The organism is Promicromonospora sukumoe 327MFSha3.1, from assembly GCF_000385135.1.
Lineage (GTDB): Bacteria > Actinomycetota > Actinomycetes > Actinomycetales > Cellulomonadaceae > Promicromonospora > Promicromonospora sukumoe_B.
On record NZ_ARQM01000012.1, the window covers coordinates 105,233 to 120,782 of the forward strand.

The following is a 15,550-nucleotide window of genomic DNA, read 5'->3' on the forward strand; positions in this document are numbered from 1 at the left end:
GGTCAGAAGCCGAACGTGAGCACCCGCGGCATCTCGGTGCCGTGCCGGCCCGCGTCGTGGACCGCGCGCAGCACCGCGAGCTCGTGCGGCACGACCGGGTCCGGCAGCCCCACGAAGGGGAACCAGGCGAGGTCGGCGGCCTTGTCGGGCTCCTGGATCGACGGCGTGCCGGTCCAGCGGGTGACCTCGAACATGAAGTCGACGCGCTGCTCGATCGCCGGGCCGCCCGGTTCGCCGCGGTGCAGCACCGTCAGCGGCCGGACGTCCCCGGGCGCGACCTCCACGCCGAGCTCCTCGCGGGCCTCGCGCACGGCGGTCTCGATCACCGACTCGCCCTCCTCGACGTGGCCGGCCGCCGCGCAGGCCCAGAATCCGTCGCGGTAGCCGGTGCCCTGCCGCAGCTGGAGCAGCACCTGGCCCTCGCGGCGGAAGTACAGGTACGCCGCGGGCACGAGCGTGAACCGCTCGTGGTCCCGCTCGTCGTAGCGGTCGGTCCGCTCCGTCCCCGGGGCCTCGGTCACGACAGGCAGCCCTGGCCGAGCAGCGCCTTGAGGTCACCGAACAGCGCCGGAGACTTCTCGACCCGGAGGCTGTCGGCGGCGCGGATCACGGTCCGCTTGCCCGGCTCGGCCACAGCGACGTGCACCTCGGCCGAACCCGGATGCGTGGCCAGCACCTCGCGCAGCCGCACGATGATCGGCTCGACCGCCCGGGTGTGCGGCACGGTCACGGCCAGGGGCGAGTCGGAGCCCACGGTGACGTCCGGCAGGGCCACCTCCATGGCCTGCAGCGACATCGACTCGTCGCGGCGGCGCACCTTGCCCCGCAGCACCACGACCTGGTCCTCGGCGAGCATCGTCGAGTACGCGAGGTAGGTCTCGCCGAAGAACATGACCTCGACGGCGCCCTCCAGGTCCTCGACGGTGACGGCGGCCCACGGGTTGCCGTTCTTGCTCATCTTGCGCTGCACGGAGGTGAGCAGGCCGGCCACGGTGACCACCGAGTTGTCCGGCCGGTGCTCGTCGGCGAGCAGCGACGCGATCGAGGTGTCGGCGGCCCGCTGCAGCACGTGCTCCAGCCCGGACAGCGGGTGGTCGCTCACGTACAGGCCGAGCATCTCGCGCTCGAACTGGAGCTTCTGCTTCTTCTCCCAGTCCGGCAGGTCGGGGACATCGACGGAGAAGCCCATGCCCTCGTCGTCGCCGCCACCGCCGAAGTCGGCGAAGAGGTCGAACTGGCCCTCGGCCTCCTTGCGCTTCACGCCGATCACGGAGTCCACGGCCTGCTCGTGGATCACGAGCAGCGAGCGCCGCGTGTGGCCGAGGGAGTCGAACGCACCGGCCTTGATGAGGGACTCGATGGTGCGCTTGTTGCAGACGGGGGCCGGAACCTTGTCGAGGAAGTCCTGGAAGGACGTGTAGGCGCCCTTCTCCTCGCGAGCCTCGACGATCGCGTCCACGACGTTGCGGCCCACGTTACGCACGCCGGTGAGCCCGAAGCGGATGTCGCCGCCCACGGCCGTGAACTTGGCCGCGGAGTCGTTGACGTCCGGCGGGAGCACCGTGATGCCCATGCGACGGCACTCGTTGAGGTAGAGCGCCATCTTGTCCTTGTTGTCACCCACCGACTGCAGCAGGCCGGCCATGTACTCGGCGGGGTAGTTCGCCTTGAGGAACGCGGTCCAGTAGGCGACGAGGCCGTAGCCGGCGGAGTGCGCCTTGTTGAAGGCGTAGCCGGCGAACGGGACCAGGGTGTCCCAGACCGCCTTGATCGCGGCGGCGCTGTAGCCCTTCTCCTTGGCGCCCTTCTCGAAGTTGACGTACTCCTTGGCCAGCACCTCGGGCTTCTTCTTGCCCATGGCGCGGCGGAGCAGGTCGGCTTGTCCGAGCGAGTAGCCGGCCATGATCTGGGCGGCGCGCTGGACCTGCTCCTGGTAGACGATCAGGCCGAAGGTCTCGTCGAGGATCTCCGCGAACGGCTCGACAACCTCCGCGTGGATGGCCTCGATCTGCTGCTGGCCGTTCTTGCGCATCGCGTAGTTGATGTGCGAGTTCATGCCCATCGGCCCGGGCCGGTACAGGGCGATGACGGCGGAGACGTCCTCGAAGTTGTCGGGCCGCATCTGCCGCAGCAGCGCGCGCATGGCGCCGCCGTCGAGCTGGAACACACCCAGCGTGTTGCCGCTGGCGAGCAAGTCGTAGGTGGGCTTGTCGTCGAGCGCCACCTTCTCGATGTCGATCGGGTCCTTGCCGTTCATCACGATGTTCTCGAGCGCGTCGTCGAGGATCGTGAGGTTGCGCAGACCCAGGAAGTCCATCTTGATGAGGCCGAGGCCCTCGGACGTCGGGTAGTCGAACTGCGTGATCACCGCGCCGTCCTGCGGGCGCTTCATGATCGGGATGATGTCGATCAGCGGCTCGCTGGACATGATGACGCCGGCGGCGTGCACGCCCCACTGGCGCTTCAGGCCCTCGATACCGCGGGCGAGCTCGACCACGCGCTGCGCCTCGGGGTCGGCCTCGTGCACCTGGCGGAACTCCGCCGCTTCCGAGTACCGCTTGTCCTTGGGGTCGAAGATGCCGCTGAGCGAGATGTCCTTGCCCATGACGGCCGGCGGCATGGCCTTGGTGAGCTTCTCGCCCATGGCGTACGGCATGCCGAGCAGCCGGGCGGAGTCCTTGAGGGCCTGCTTGGCCTTGATGGTGCCGTAGGTGACGATCTGGGCCACGCGGTCGTCGCCGTACTTCTCCGTCACGTACCGGATGGCCTCACCGCGCCGACGCTCGTCGAAGTCGACGTCGACGTCAGGCATGGAGACGCGCTCCGGGTTGAGGAAGCGCTCGAAGATGAGGCCGTGCTCCAGCGGGTCCAGCTCGGTGATACCCATCAGGTAGGAGACCATCGACCCGGCGGCCGAACCACGGCCCGGCCCCACGCGGATGCCCTGGTCCTTGGACCAGTTGATGAAGTCGGCGACCACGAGGAAGTACCCCGGGAAGCCCATCTGGATGATGATCTCGACTTCCTTGTCGGCCTGCTTGCGTACCGCGTCCGAGTACCCGTTCGGGTACCGACGCAGCAGGCCCGCCTCGACCTCCTTGATGAACCACGAGATCTCGTCCTCGCCGTCCGGCACGGGGAAGCGCGGCATGTAGTTGGCCGAGGTGTCGAACGAGACCTCGCACTGCTCGGCGATGAGCAGCGTGTTGTCGCACGCCTCGGGCAGTTCCTTGAAGACCCTGCGCATCTCGGCGGCGGACTTCACGTAGTAGCCGGAACCGTCGAACTTGAAGCGGTTCGGGTCGTCCAGCGTGGAGCCGGAGTTGATCGCCAGCAGGGCCTCCTGGCTGGTCGAGTCCTCCTCGCGCACGTAGTGCAGGTCGTTCGTGGCGACGAGCTTGGCGCCGATGACCTTGGACAGCTCGAGGAGCTCCTTGGTCACCCGGGTCTCGATGTCGAGCCCGTGGTCCATCAGCTCGACGAAGTAGTTCTCCTTGCCGAAGATGTCCTGCAGCTCGCCCGCCTGGCGGACCGCCTCGTCCCACTGGCCCAGCCGCAGCCGCGTCTGGATCTCGCCCGACGGGCAGCCCGTGGTGGCGATCAGCCCGTCCGAGTACCGCTCCAGCAGGTCGCGGTCCATCCGGGGCCACTTGCCCATCTGGCCCTCCAGCGAGGCCAGCGACGACGCCCGGAAGAGGTTGTGCATGCCGGTGTTGTTCTTGCTCAGCAGCGTCATGTGCGTGTACGCACCGCGCGCCGAGACGTCGTCCGACTCCTGGCCCGCCTCGCCGTAGCGCACGCGGGTCTGGTCGAACCGGCTGGTGCCCGGCGTGATGTACGCCTCGACGCCGATGATCGGCTTGATGCCCGCCTTCTGCGCCTGCGCCCAGAACTCGTGCGCCCCGAACAGGTACCCGTGGTCGGTGGTCGCGATGGCGTGCTGCCCCTGCCGCCCGACCTCCTCCATGAGGTCGCCGATCCGGGCCGCGCCGTCCAGCATCGAGAACTCGGTGTGGACGTGGAGGTGGACGAAGTCGTCGCTCTTCGAAGCGGTGGCGGTGGGCATGTCCATGATCTTAGGACGGCTCTCCGACACTCCGGCCCAGCAACGCCGAGCCACTTCTCACATCAGGAGTACGCGCCCCGCACGACCTCGAGAGCGGCCTCCAGGTCGGCCGGGTACGGCGACTCCACCTCGACCCAGCGCCCCGTGACCGGGTGCTCGAAACCCAGCCGGTGGGCGTGCAGCCACTGCCTGGTCAGCCCCACCCTGGAGGCCAGCACGGGGTCCGCGCCGTAGGTCAGGTCGCCCACGAGCGGGTGCCGCAGCGCCGCGAAGTGCACCCGGATCTGGTGGGTGCGCCCGGTCTCCAGGTGCACCTCCAGCAGGGACGCCGCGGACAGCATCTCCAGCGTCTCGTAGTGGGTCACCGACGGCTTGCCGTCCGCGGTCACCGCGAACTTCCAGTCCGAGCTGGGGTGCCGGCCGATCGGGGCGTCGATGGTGCCCGACGTCGGGTCCGGGTGTCCCTGCGCGAGCGCGTGGTAGACCTTGTCGACCGTGCGCTCCTTGAAGGCGCGCTTGAGCCCCGTGTACGCGACCTCCGACTTGGCCACGACCATCAGGCCCGACGTGCCGACGTCGAGCCGGTGCACGATGCCCTGGCGCTCGGCGGCGCCCGACGTCGAGACGCGGTAGCCCGCGGCGATCAGCGCGCCGACCACGGTGGGCCCGGTCCAGCCCGGCGACGGGTGCGCCGCCACGCCGACCGGCTTGTCGATCACGACCAGGTCGTCGTCGTCGTAGACGATGCCCATGCCCGGCACGGGCTCGGCCACGACCTCGACGGCGGGCCGCTCCTCCGGCATGTCCACCTCGAGCCAGCCGCCCGCGACCACGCGGTCCGACTTGCCCACGGGACGCCCGTCGAGCTGGACGGCGCCCGCCTCGGCGAGCTCGGCGGCACGCGTGCGGGAGAACCCGAGCATGCGCGCCAGCGCCGCGTCGACCCGGTCGCCCGCGAGCCCGTCCGGGACGGGCAGGGTGCGCAGCGCCATCAGGCGGGGTCGCTCGCGTCGCCGTCCGGCTTCGCGGACGGCTCGTCCCGCTCGTCCCCGTGCCGCTTGCCGTCCAGGCCGATGCCGCGCAGCGACAGCAGCGCGATCAGCACGGCCGCGGCGACCACCGCGATGTCGGCCACGTTGCCCACGAAGAAGCCTGCGTAGTCGATGAAGTCCACGACGTGGCCGCGGGCGAACCCGGGCTCGCGCGCCAGCCGGTCGATGAGGTTGCCGACGGCGCCGCCGAGCAGCAGGCCGAGCGCGACGGCCCAGCCGCGCGACCCGAGCCGGCCGATGGCGCGGACGATGAAGATCACGACCACCGTCACGACGATGGTCAGGATCCAGGTGTAGCCCGAGGCGATCGAGAGCGCGGCGCCGGGGTTGTAGATGAGGCGCAGCCCCAGCAGGTCGCCGACGAGCGGGATGGGCTCGGCGTTCACGGTCAGCGCGGACTCGGCCCACCACTTCGTGAGCTGGTCGGCGGCCAGGACGAGGGCCGCGAGCACGCCGGTCCAGGCGACGAGCACACGGCTGCCCGACGGCGCGGGCGTGGCGGGGCTCGTCTCGTCGCCGGCCACGGCGGAGGGTTCAGCGGGAGTAGACATCAGGCAAAGTCTCCCATGCCGCGAGCCCTCTCCGTCCCAGAGCCCGGCCGGCCGCCGGAAACCTCGCCCAGGCGGGGTACGACGCGCCGCCTATTACTGAGGCGACGAACAAAAGAGCGCGCATTTCGGGGCCACGACACAAAAAGAGACGAGGCCCTTTCCCGGAGTTCCGGGAAAGGGCCTCGCCTGGTGCGACATCAACGCCGTGTCACCGCACGGCGAGAGTCAATTGACGTCAAAGCGTCAGCAAGCGGCGTAGCCGGTCACGTTGCCGGTCTGGAACAGGTTCAGCGGGCCGTCCCAGTGCCACGGCGCGACGCACACGTTGTTCAGGACGTTGATGGAGTCCTCGCCGCCGATGACGGCGTCGCCCTCACCGCAGGCCTGGTAGTCGGTCAGGTTGGCGGTGCTGCCCACGTTGCCCGGACCCTCCCAGTACCAGGGGGCGACGCACACGTTGTTCAGCGCGTTGAAGCTGCCGTCGCCACCGATCTCGACGACCTCACCAGCGGTGGCGACCTCCTCGGGGACCATCACGCCGTCGATCCCCTCGGGGAGCTCCGCGTTCTGGGTCGCACCGAGCACGTCGAGCGCACCGTCAACACCGACGACGCCGACAGCGCCCTCGACCCCGCCGAGCACCGCGCTGGCCTCGGACGGGCTGACCACGAGCGCCTCAGGCGCGTCGCCGAAGGTCAGCGCGCTCGCACCCGTCGCAGCGGCGACGACCAGCCCGGCCGACATGGCCACGGCAGCGCCCGCACGACACGTTGCACGGAATCCTCGGATCATTGTGTTTTCCCCCTCGAATAGCATCCGTCGAAATAGCGGTGAACCACACGTGTGTGATTCACCTGGACGAGCATCCGGGGAGAATTTCACCCTGTCAATCGGAACGTGACCCGCCGCACAGAGCACCTGGAGGCCTAAAAACGACATTCCAGGATCGAACTCCATACCAATGCATCAGGTATGCACGTAACTCAGACATCACAGCGTTGATATCCGGTGCGCGATCCGGCCCGGCCCCCTCGCCGCGCCGACCGCTCAGGCCCCGCGACGCTCCTCGCGCGCCTTGGCCTCGACGGACAGCGTGGCCCGCGGGAAGGCCTGGAGCCGGGCCTTGCCGATGGGCAGGTCCGTGAGCTCGCACGTGGCGTACGTGCCCTTGCGGATGCGGCCCAGGGCGTGGTTCGTCTGGTCCAGGAGGTCACGCATGTTGTTGACGAGCGTCAGCTCCTGCTCGCGCTCCAGGGCGCTCGAGCCGTAGTCGGCCTGGTCGTCGCCGGCACCGTCACCGGAGTTGCGCAGCAGGTCGGACAACTCCCGGTCGGCGACGTGCAGCTCGCGCTCCAGCCGCTCCTTGTCCTCGAGGAGCAGCGCCGCCAGCTCCTCGGCCTCACGGACGGTCCAGGGTTCCTCGCCGTCACGGACGGGAAACTTCTTCACGTCGCGTGTCAGGTTCGGGAACTCCTGCTTGATCGCCGCTCGCGTCGCAGTCGAGATCTTGGTCATGGGTTCCCCTTCGCGGTCGCCCCCGGTGGTCAAGTGCACGAAGCGTAAGCACAAGCGGCCAGACGCACAACGGGGCGCGCCGGTGTGGCGCGCCCCCATGATGCGTGCGTCTGGCACGACACGCACGACGACCGGACGTGAGGTGGGAACGTCCGGTCGCCGTGCGTGTCGGGTGGTGCTCTGCGGTCAGATGCCCTGAGCCATCTCGGCCGGCCGGCCGGACTGCTGGTTGTTGCGCGGCGGCAGGGCCGAGCCGCGCGCGTCCAGGTCGCCCAGCAGGTTCTGCAGGAAGCTCTTCAGCCGCGTGCGGTAGTCGCGCTCGAACAGGCGCAGCTCGTCGATCTTGCGCTCCAGCAGCGAACGCTCCTGCTCGAGCTGGGAGAGCGTGCGGTGCGACGTCTCCTCGGCGTCGCGCACGATGCGCGCACCCTCGGTCTTGGCCTCCGTGATGAGGCGGTCGCCCTCCTCCTGGCCGGAGCGCACGTAGTCGTCGTGCAGCTTCTGGGCCAGCTGGAGCATCCCGGTCGCCGACTCCGGCTCGGGGCCGTTGCCCTTGGGGCCGGCGGGACCGGTCGGCATGACGGGGGCCGCGACCGGCGCGGCCTGCGCGCGGGCGGGAGCCGCGGCGTCGCTGCGCGACAGCTCCGCGATGCGGCGCTCGGCGGCGGCGACCTTCTGCCGGAGGCCCTCGTTCTCCTCCTGGACGTTGGTCAGCGTCCGCACGACCTCGTCGAGGAAGTCGTCGACCTCCTCGACGTCATAGCCCTCGCGGAACTTCGTCGCGGAGAACTTCTTGTTGAGGATGTCCTCTGCAGTAAGCAGTGCCATCGTGTCACCTCGAAAGTTAGAACGGAACGCTGAACTCGGACGTCGGCGCTAGCAAGCGGCGCGCCCTTCGCCGAAGCCCACGGTAGCGGACGACATCGGCGTGGGACACCGGGAGCACCCCCGGGCACGATTTCCTCACAGAGTGTGCCGGGTCACCCCAGGCCATTTCCATGGCGCGGTCAATGTTTTCGCACGCTTCGCCGTCGGCGACTCGACGATGCCTGCCGCGAACCGGCACACATTCACCACGTGGCCCGGACGTGTCAGACCCTCGCCGCCCAGGCCCCGACCAGCTGCGAGAGGATCGAGACGCCGAAGAACAGGACGATGAAGGCCAGGTCGAGCTGCACCTGGCCCAGCCGCAGCGGCGGGATCAGCCGGCGCAGGAACCGCAGGGGCGGGTCCGTGACCGTGTAGATCGCCTCGGCGATCACGAGCAGCACACCACGCGGCCTCCAGTCCCGGGCAAAGAACTGCACCCAGTCGAAGATGAGGCGGCCGATCAGGAACAGGATGAAGAGCCACAGCAGAAAGCCGATGAACTGCAGGATCAGATTCACAAGGCACAACCTAACGTGTCCGGCCCCGGGACCACGCGAGCCACCACGGACAGACGTGAGCGGAGGGCGTCCGCCGTAGCGACCGCCCTCCGCCCAGGTCTCGTGATGCCGGTGTTCAGCTCTGGTTGTAGAAGCCGCCGCGACCGTTCGGCTTCTCGGTGGCGACCTGCTCCTCGGCCGCGATCTCCACGTGCTCGGGAGAGAGCAGGAAGACCTTGTTGGTCACCCGCTCGATCGAGCCGTGCAGACCGAAGATGAGGCCGGCGGAGAAGTCCACCAGGCGCTTGGCGTCGGCGTCGTCCATGTCGGAGAGGTTCATGATGACCGGGGTACCGGCGCGGAATGCCTCGCCGATGCTCCGGGCGTCGTTGTACGACCGCGGGTGCACGGTCGTGATGCGGCGCAGGTCCGAGGAGGACAGGGCCTCGCGGGGAACGCCGTCGCGGTGCAGCGGCGTGACCTGTGCGTGCCGGTGGTCCTCCACGTTTTCCTCCAGGCCCTCGTCGTACTCGTCGAGGTACTCCTGCTCGCCCTGATCGTCGGCGAGGCCCAGATACAGCATGGTCTTGCGAAGCGCTCCGGCCATCGCACACTCTCCGTTCGTCGCCTGCTGTGCGTCCTTCTGCCTGTGTCCAGCGGGCCCGTGCAACAGGTCCGACCTTGACCTCTCGTCGAGGTCGCCTTGACAAAAGTAGCCCGGCGCAATCCGACCTGGAAGTGCGACACGCCGTGCCACGAACAACTTTGCCAAAGTTGTTCAGCGATTGCTCGCTAAAAACGACATCCGTGTGATTTCGCAGGTCAGGGCCCTGTTATCGGCGTGTCGCGGAGGTGGCACAGATCCGCCACGGACGGTCAGAGAAGCGCCACGACGCCCGCCTGGCGGCCGGTGGTGACACCCGTCACGCTCGCCCGGCGGTGCGAGAACAGCTCTTGGTCCTCCAGCGTGCAGCGCTCCACGAGCGTCGCGGCGACGCCCCGGGCGGCGAGCTGGGCGACCACACCGGCGGGCAGGTCGAGCCCCGGCGTGCCCTCGGCCGTGGTCGCGAACGTCTCGGGCACGGCGGCCACCACCTCGTCGCGCATCGCCTCGGGCACCTCGTAGCACCGCCCGCACACCGCGGGCCCGACGGCGGCGCGCACGTGCGCCGGGTCCGCGCCCCCGGCGACCATCGAGTCCAGCGCCCGGTGCACCACGCCGGCCAGCACGCCCTTGCGTCCCGCGTGCGCGACGGCGACCACGCGCGCGACCGGGTCGGCCAGGAGCACCGGGACGCAGTCCGCGGTAAGGACGCCGAGCCCCAGCCCGCGCTCGGCGGTGACCAGCGCGTCGCCCTCCCCCGCCGACGCCGGCGGCCGGTGCGCGGCCCACTGCTCCCGCTCGGCCGCGCCGAGCCCGAGCACCACGTCGCCGTGCACCTGGGTGGCGAACGCCACCGGCGCGCCGAGCCGCTCCGCCACCCGGGAGCGGTTGACCGCGACCCGCGCGTCGTCGTCGGACACGTTCAGGCCCAGGTTCAGGCCGCCGCTGCCGTCGGCAGCGGCCCACGGCGCGGGCGAGACGCCGCCCGCGCCGGACGTGAAGAAGGCGTGCACCCCGTCGCCCAGGTCGACGGGGTGCACGCCTGCAAGAGTCCGGGTTTCGCTCACGGGTGTGAGGCTACCCGGCCGATCACTTCAGGAAGTCCGGGACGTCCAGGTCCTCGGCCGAACGACGCGGGTTCTCGTCGTACAGCGGCGGCACCTCGACCCGCTCGCCCTGCTCGCGGCCGACGTCCTGCCGGTTGAACGAGCCCTGCACGACGACGGCCGGCTCGTCCAGCGTGCGCGGCACGTCGTCCGAGGTCTCGTCGTCGATCACGCGGGGCAGCGTGGACACGGGCGACGGCTGGTGCGTCGGCGGGACCGACGGCGGCATGCCGTTGACCCCGACCTGCTCGGGCGCGCGGCGGGCCGCGTCCGACACGTCGGGCAGCGGGACCGGCGCCGTCGCGGGGCTGCGCGAGCCCGCGCCGACCGCGCCGGCGACCTGACCGAGCGCCCGGTTGTCCTTGCGCTCCTTGGGCAGCCCGCCGTCGAAGCCCGCCGCGATGACGGTCACGCGGACCTCGTCGCCCAGGGCGTCGTCGATGACCGTACCGAAGATGATGTTCGCCTCCGGGTGCGCGGCCTCCTGCACCAGGCGCGCGGCCTCGTGCACCTCGAAGAGGCCGAGGTCGCTGCCACCCTGGATCGAGAGCAGCACGCCGTGGGCGCCGTCGATCGACGCCTCCAGGAGCGGCGACGAGATCGCCAGCTCGGCCGCCTGCACCGCGCGGTCCTCGCCGCGGGCGGAGCCGATGCCCATGAGCGCGGAGCCCGCCCCCTGCATGACCGACTTCACGTCCGCGAAGTCGAGGTTGATCAGGCCGGGCGTGGTGATGAGGTCGGTGATGCCCTGCACACCGGAGTGCAGCACCTGGTCGGCCGAGTGGAAGGCCGCGATGGCGGACACGTTGCGGTCCGACATCGACAGGAGCCGGTCGTTCGGGATGACGATCAGCGTGTCGACCTCGTCGCGGAGGTTCTCGATGCCGCTCTCCGCCTGGACCGCGCGCCGACGGCCCTCGAAGGTGAACGGGCGCGTCACCACGCCGACGGTCAGCGCGCCGAGCGAGCGCGCGATCCGCGCGACGACCGGGGCACCGCCCGTGCCGGTGCCACCGCCCTCGCCCGCGGTGACGAAGACCATGTCGGCGCCGCGCAGGACGTCCTCGATCTCCTCCGCGTGGTCCTCGGCCGCCTTCTTGCCGACCTCGGGGTCCGCGCCGGCGCCGAGGCCGCGCGTGAGCTCCCGGCCGACGTCGAGCTTGACGTCGGCGTCGGACATCAGAAGGGCCTGTGCGTCGGTGTTGATCGCGATGAACTCGACGCCCTTGAGGCCGACCTCGATCATGCGGTTGACGGCGTTCACACCACCGCCGCCGATGCCGACCACCTTTATCACTGCCAGGTAGTTCTGCGGAGTTGCCACGTCGTCGCCTTTCGATTCGGGTCCCGAGTCCCGACTCTCATCCCTCCCAAAGTCTCAGGTTGAGGTAGAGGGTTAGAGTTATGTCAGGTTGCTGCTGAGTTCGACGGTAGGTGTGCCGCCGGGGTGTGTCGAAGACATCGTCGCGCGTGTCGCGCAACGATGCACGCGAGAAATCACAGCGATGTTATTCCTGGTCGGTACGTGAGTCGGTGCGCGACGCGCCCGGTTCCGGACCTGCTCAGTGCGTGACCGGCAGGCCCGGCGACGAGACGTCGATCGTGGTCGCCGTCGGCTCCGCCCGCAGCAGCGTCTGGGCGACCTTCGTCTTGAGCGGCACGTCCGCGCCGCTCCCCCACCGGATCACGCGCCCGTCCGCGAGCGTGGTGCGCACGTCGTCCTGGGTCGCCGCGCTCACCGTCTTGACGTCGGCCGCGAGCTCGGTCGGCAGCGCGCCGAGCACGGCGAGGGCCGCGTCCAGGGCGCGCTTGCCCGCCCCGGCGTCGGACAGCGACGTCACGATCGCGGGCAGGCCCTTCGGCACCTTCTCGGCGGTCGCGACGCGGACGCCCTCGGCGTCCATCAGGGCGTAGACGTCGCCGGGCTGCGGCACCGCGGCGACCGGCTCCCGCGAGGTGAGCGCCACCGCGAGCCCGTCCGGCCAGCTGCGCGTGATGCGCACGTTCTTGACGGCGTTCATCGCGAGGATCTCCTCGCGCAGGCCCACCGTGTCCAGGCGCGGCAGGGGCACGCCGGCCTCGGCGGTGACGGCGTCGCGCACCTCGCCGACGTCGACCGTGGTGCCCTCGCCCGTGACCTGGACCTGGTCCGGGTCGAGCGCGAACAGCGGCGAGAAGAACGCCGCCCACACCAGTCCCGCCACGACCGCGACGGTGAGCGCGGTCCAGCCGATGCGGCGCCACACGCGGTAGCGCGCCATCGCGGTGCGCTCGGCGAGGCGGTCGGCGAGCTGGTCCGAGACCACGCCCACCCGGCCGCCCGCCGACGGCGTGGCGCCGGTCGCGGGACGGTCCTGCCGAGCGGGGCGGTCGTGCCGCTCCGGCCGAGCCGGACGCTCCGGCCGCGGCCGGCCCGGCGCCTGGCCGGCCGGCCGCGGGCGGGCCTCCTCCTGGAGGTCCCGCCCGAGCCGGTCCGGCTCCGGTGCTCCCCGGTCCTGCCGGGCCGCGCCCTGGTCCGCGGGGCGCGGCCGTGCCGTGCCCGCGGCGCGAGGGCGCGCGGGCGGGCGCATCAGTCCTCGCCCAGCCCCGGCGTGCCCGGCGTCTCCACACGGGCCGCGAGGCGCGCCAGGACGGCGGGTCCGAGCTGGGTCACGTCGCCCGCGCCGACGGTGAGCACCACGTCGCCCGGCCGGGCGAGGTCGGCGATCGCGTGCGCGGCGTCGAGGCGGTCCGGCACCGCGTAGGCGGCGCCGTGGTCGGGCATGAGGTCGACGATCGTGCTGGGCGTGACCGTCGGGTCGAGCTCCTCGCGCGCCCCGTAGATGCCGGTGACGACCACCTCGTCGGCGGCGGACAGCTCGGCCGCGAACCGGTCGGCGAACGTCTTGGTGCGCGAGTACAGGTGCGGCTGGAACAGCACGAGCACGCGGCCGCCGTCGGCGATCTCGCGGGCCGCGGTCAGCACGGCCTTGATCTCGGTCGGGTGGTGGGCGTAGTCGTCGACGACGAGCACGCCGTCGGCCTCGCCCTTCTCCTCGAAGCGACGGCCCGTGCCGACGAACGCCTCGACCCCGGCGACCGCCTGCTCGGCGGGCACGCCCAGCAGCACCGACGCGACGACGGCCGCGGTCGCGTTGAGCACGTTGTGCTTGCCCGGCACCGACAGGCGCATCGGGATGCCGGGCACGTTGCCGGACACGCCGGCGCCGTCGGCCACCTGCTCGTTGGTGCCGAGGATGTCGCCGCGCAGCACCGCCGTGGTGCCCTCCGGCGTCGTGGAGATGTCGGTGACGCGCACGCGGGCGGTGTCGTTGGTGCCGTAGGTGATGACGTGGCCGCCGGTGGCGCAGATCGTGGCGCCCACGGAGAGCGAGCCCTCGTCGTCGGCGCACGCGACGAGCCAGCCCTCGGGGACCAGGCGGCGCGCGAACCGGATGAACGCGCCGTTGAACGCCTCCGGGGTGCCGTAGTGGTCCAGGTGGTCGGCCTCGACGTTGGTCACCACCGCGATGGTGGGCGTGTAGTTCAGGAACGAGCCGTCCGACTCGTCGGCCTCCGCCACGAGCACGTCGGACGAGCCCAGGTGGCCGCCCGGCGTCGAGCCGCTGGCGGTGCGCACCGTGCTGCCGATCGCGTACGACGGGTCCAGGCCCGCCTCGCGCAGGATGGTCGCGACCATGGCCGACGTCGTCGTCTTGCCGTGCGCGCCCGCGACGGCGACGCCGCGCGAGCCCTCCATGAGGGCGGCCAGCGCCTGCGAGCGGTGCAGCACGTTCAGGCGGCGGGCGCGGGCCGCGGAGAGCTCGGGGTTGTCCTCGTGCACGGCGCTGGAGATCACCACGGTGTCCGCGCCGGTGAGGTGGGCGGCGTCGTGGCCGACCCACACCTTGATGCCCTCGTCGCGCAGCGCGGCCAGCACCTCGGACTCCGCGGCGTCGGAGCCCTGCACCGGGACGCCGCGACCGGCGAGCAGGCGGGCGACGACGGACATGCCCGCGCCGCCGATGCCGATCATGTGGACGCGGCCGAGCTTCGCGACCTGATCCGCCATCTGATCCGTGACCGTGGTGCTCATGACCTGACCTCCGTGGTGTCGGTACCTGCTGACCGTACGGCTTGCTCGACGAGATCGACGACACGAGCCGCGCCGTCGCTGGTGCCGGCCGACCCCGCGGCCTTCGCCATGACACCGAGCCGCTCGCGGTCCGCGAGCAGCGTGGGAACGTTCTGGGCCACCCAGGCGGGCGTGACGTCCGCGTCGTCCACCAGGAGGCCGCCGCCGGCCTCGACCAGCGGGGCCGCGTTGAGCCGCTGCTCGCCGTTGCCGATCGGCAGCGGCACGTAGACGGCGGGGATGCCGAGCGCGGCGAGCTCGGCGACGGAGCCGGCGCCGGAGCGGCAGACCACGAGGTCGGCCACCGCGTAGGCGAGCTCCATCTGCTCGAGGTACTCGCGCACCTGGTAGCGCTGGGGGTCGACGCCGGCGACGGTCTCGCGGACCTCGTCGCCCTTGCCCTTGCCCGTCAGGTGCAGCACCTGGGCGCCGGCCGCGAGGATCTGGGTGGCGGCGCCGGACACGGCGCGGTTCAGGCTCAGGGCGCCGAGCGAGCCGCCGGTGACCACGAGGGTCGGCAGCGCGGGGTCGAGGCCGAGCTCGGCGGCGGCACGGGCGCGCAGGCCGGCGGCGTCGGCCTCGCGCTCCTGGACCAGGGCCGCGATGGCCTGCCGCAGGGGCAGGCCGGTGACCACGCCGCCGCGCAGGGGCGTGCCGGCGAAGGTGAGGCCCACGCGGGACGCCCAGCGGGCGCCGAGCCGGTTGGCCAGGCCCGGGCGCGCGTTCTGCTCGTGGATGACGATCGGCACGCCCTTGCGCTTCGCGGCGAGGTAGGCGGGCGTGGCCACGTACCCGCCGAACCCGATCACGGCCTGCGCGTCGATCTCGTCGATCGCGTCCTCCGCGGCCCTCACGGCCGCCGTCAGCCGGCCCGGCAGCCGCAGCAGGTCGGGGCTGGGGCGGCGCGGCAGCGGCACGCGCGGGATCGGGCGCAGCTCGTAGCCGCGCGCCGGCACGAGGTCGGCCTCCAGGCCGGTCGTGGTGCCGAGCGCGAGCACGCGCGCGCCGGGCTGGCGGCGCCGCACCTCGTCGGCCACCGCGAGCAGGGGGTTGACGTGACCGGCGGTCCCGCCTCCGGCGAGCACCACCGACACAGCTGCTGAGCTCATCATCACCTTCTGGTCGTCGCCCGGTACCCGGGCGAATCGATCGCGCGCCGGCCCGCTGTGGAGGAT

14 protein-coding genes are annotated in these 15,550 nt (G+C 71.3%); all 14 read right to left on the reverse strand.

The genetic code is table 11. The features are described from left to right. Positions 1-2: 2 nt before the first annotated feature. The 14 genes from H291_RS0119330 to murG all read right to left on the reverse strand — a co-directional run bounded on the left by H291_RS0119330 (position 3) and on the right by murG (position 15,487). Entirely contained in the window at positions 3-521 is a 519-nt protein-coding gene (locus tag H291_RS0119330) for an NUDIX hydrolase (protein WP_020016665.1), read from the reverse strand. Next, a complete protein-coding gene (gene dnaE, locus H291_RS0119335; protein WP_020016666.1) occupies positions 518-4,072 on the reverse strand; it encodes a DNA polymerase III subunit alpha in 3,555 nt (1,184 codons plus the stop codon). The genes H291_RS0119330 and dnaE overlap by 4 nt, the downstream gene beginning before the upstream one ends. Before the next feature lie 56 nt (positions 4,073-4,128). Further along, entirely contained in the window at positions 4,129-5,058 is a 930-nt protein-coding gene (locus H291_RS0119340; protein ID WP_020016667.1) for an RluA family pseudouridine synthase, read from the reverse strand. Further along, on the reverse strand, positions 5,058-5,669 hold the full coding sequence (locus tag H291_RS0119345; RefSeq protein WP_033327403.1) for a signal peptidase II: 612 nt from the start codon (positions 5,667-5,669) through the stop codon (positions 5,058-5,060). Before H291_RS0119345 ends, H291_RS0119340 begins: the two co-directional genes overlap by 1 nt. 243 nt (positions 5,670-5,912) lie before the next feature. After that, on the reverse strand, positions 5,913-6,419 hold the full coding sequence (locus H291_RS0119350; protein ID WP_020016669.1) for a hypothetical protein: 507 nt from the start codon (positions 6,417-6,419) through the stop codon (positions 5,913-5,915). Positions 6,420-6,716: 297 nt separating this feature from the next. Then, positions 6,717-7,184, reverse strand: coding sequence for a TraR/DksA family transcriptional regulator (locus H291_RS0119355; RefSeq protein ID WP_020016670.1), 468 nt, complete (start codon positions 7,182-7,184; stop codon positions 6,717-6,719). 186 nt (positions 7,185-7,370) lie between these two features. Further along, entirely contained in the window at positions 7,371-8,012 is a 642-nt protein-coding gene (locus H291_RS0119360) for a DivIVA domain-containing protein (protein WP_020016671.1), read from the reverse strand. A 263-nt stretch (positions 8,013-8,275) separates the two neighbouring features. After that, a complete protein-coding gene (locus H291_RS0119365) occupies positions 8,276-8,572 on the reverse strand; it encodes a YggT family protein (RefSeq protein ID WP_020016672.1) in 297 nt (98 codons plus the stop codon). A gap of 115 nt (positions 8,573-8,687) precedes the next feature. Then, on the reverse strand, positions 8,688-9,158 hold the full coding sequence (locus H291_RS0119370) for a cell division protein SepF (RefSeq protein WP_020016673.1): 471 nt from the start codon (positions 9,156-9,158) through the stop codon (positions 8,688-8,690). 269 nt (positions 9,159-9,427) lie between these two features. Then, complete coding sequence (gene pgeF / locus H291_RS0119375) at positions 9,428-10,222, reverse strand: peptidoglycan editing factor PgeF (RefSeq protein ID WP_198012551.1); 795 nt, start codon at positions 10,220-10,222, stop codon at positions 9,428-9,430. A gap of 22 nt (positions 10,223-10,244) precedes the next feature. Continuing rightward, a complete protein-coding gene (gene ftsZ / locus H291_RS0119380) occupies positions 10,245-11,585 on the reverse strand; it encodes a cell division protein FtsZ (RefSeq protein ID WP_026365923.1) in 1,341 nt (446 codons plus the stop codon). A 238-nt stretch (positions 11,586-11,823) separates the two neighbouring features. Next, on the reverse strand, positions 11,824-12,831 hold the full coding sequence (locus H291_RS0119385) for a cell division protein FtsQ/DivIB (RefSeq protein ID WP_020016676.1): 1,008 nt from the start codon (positions 12,829-12,831) through the stop codon (positions 11,824-11,826). After that, positions 12,831-14,336, reverse strand: a complete 1,506-nt coding sequence (murC, locus tag H291_RS0119390; RefSeq protein ID WP_020016677.1) for a UDP-N-acetylmuramate--L-alanine ligase — start codon at positions 14,334-14,336, stop codon at positions 12,831-12,833. Before murC ends, H291_RS0119385 begins: the two co-directional genes overlap by 1 nt. Beyond that, positions 14,333-15,487, reverse strand: coding sequence for an undecaprenyldiphospho-muramoylpentapeptide beta-N-acetylglucosaminyltransferase (murG, locus tag H291_RS0119395; protein ID WP_033327406.1), 1,155 nt, complete (start codon positions 15,485-15,487; stop codon positions 14,333-14,335). Before murG ends, murC begins: the two co-directional genes overlap by 4 nt. Positions 15,488-15,550 lie beyond the last annotated feature (63 nt).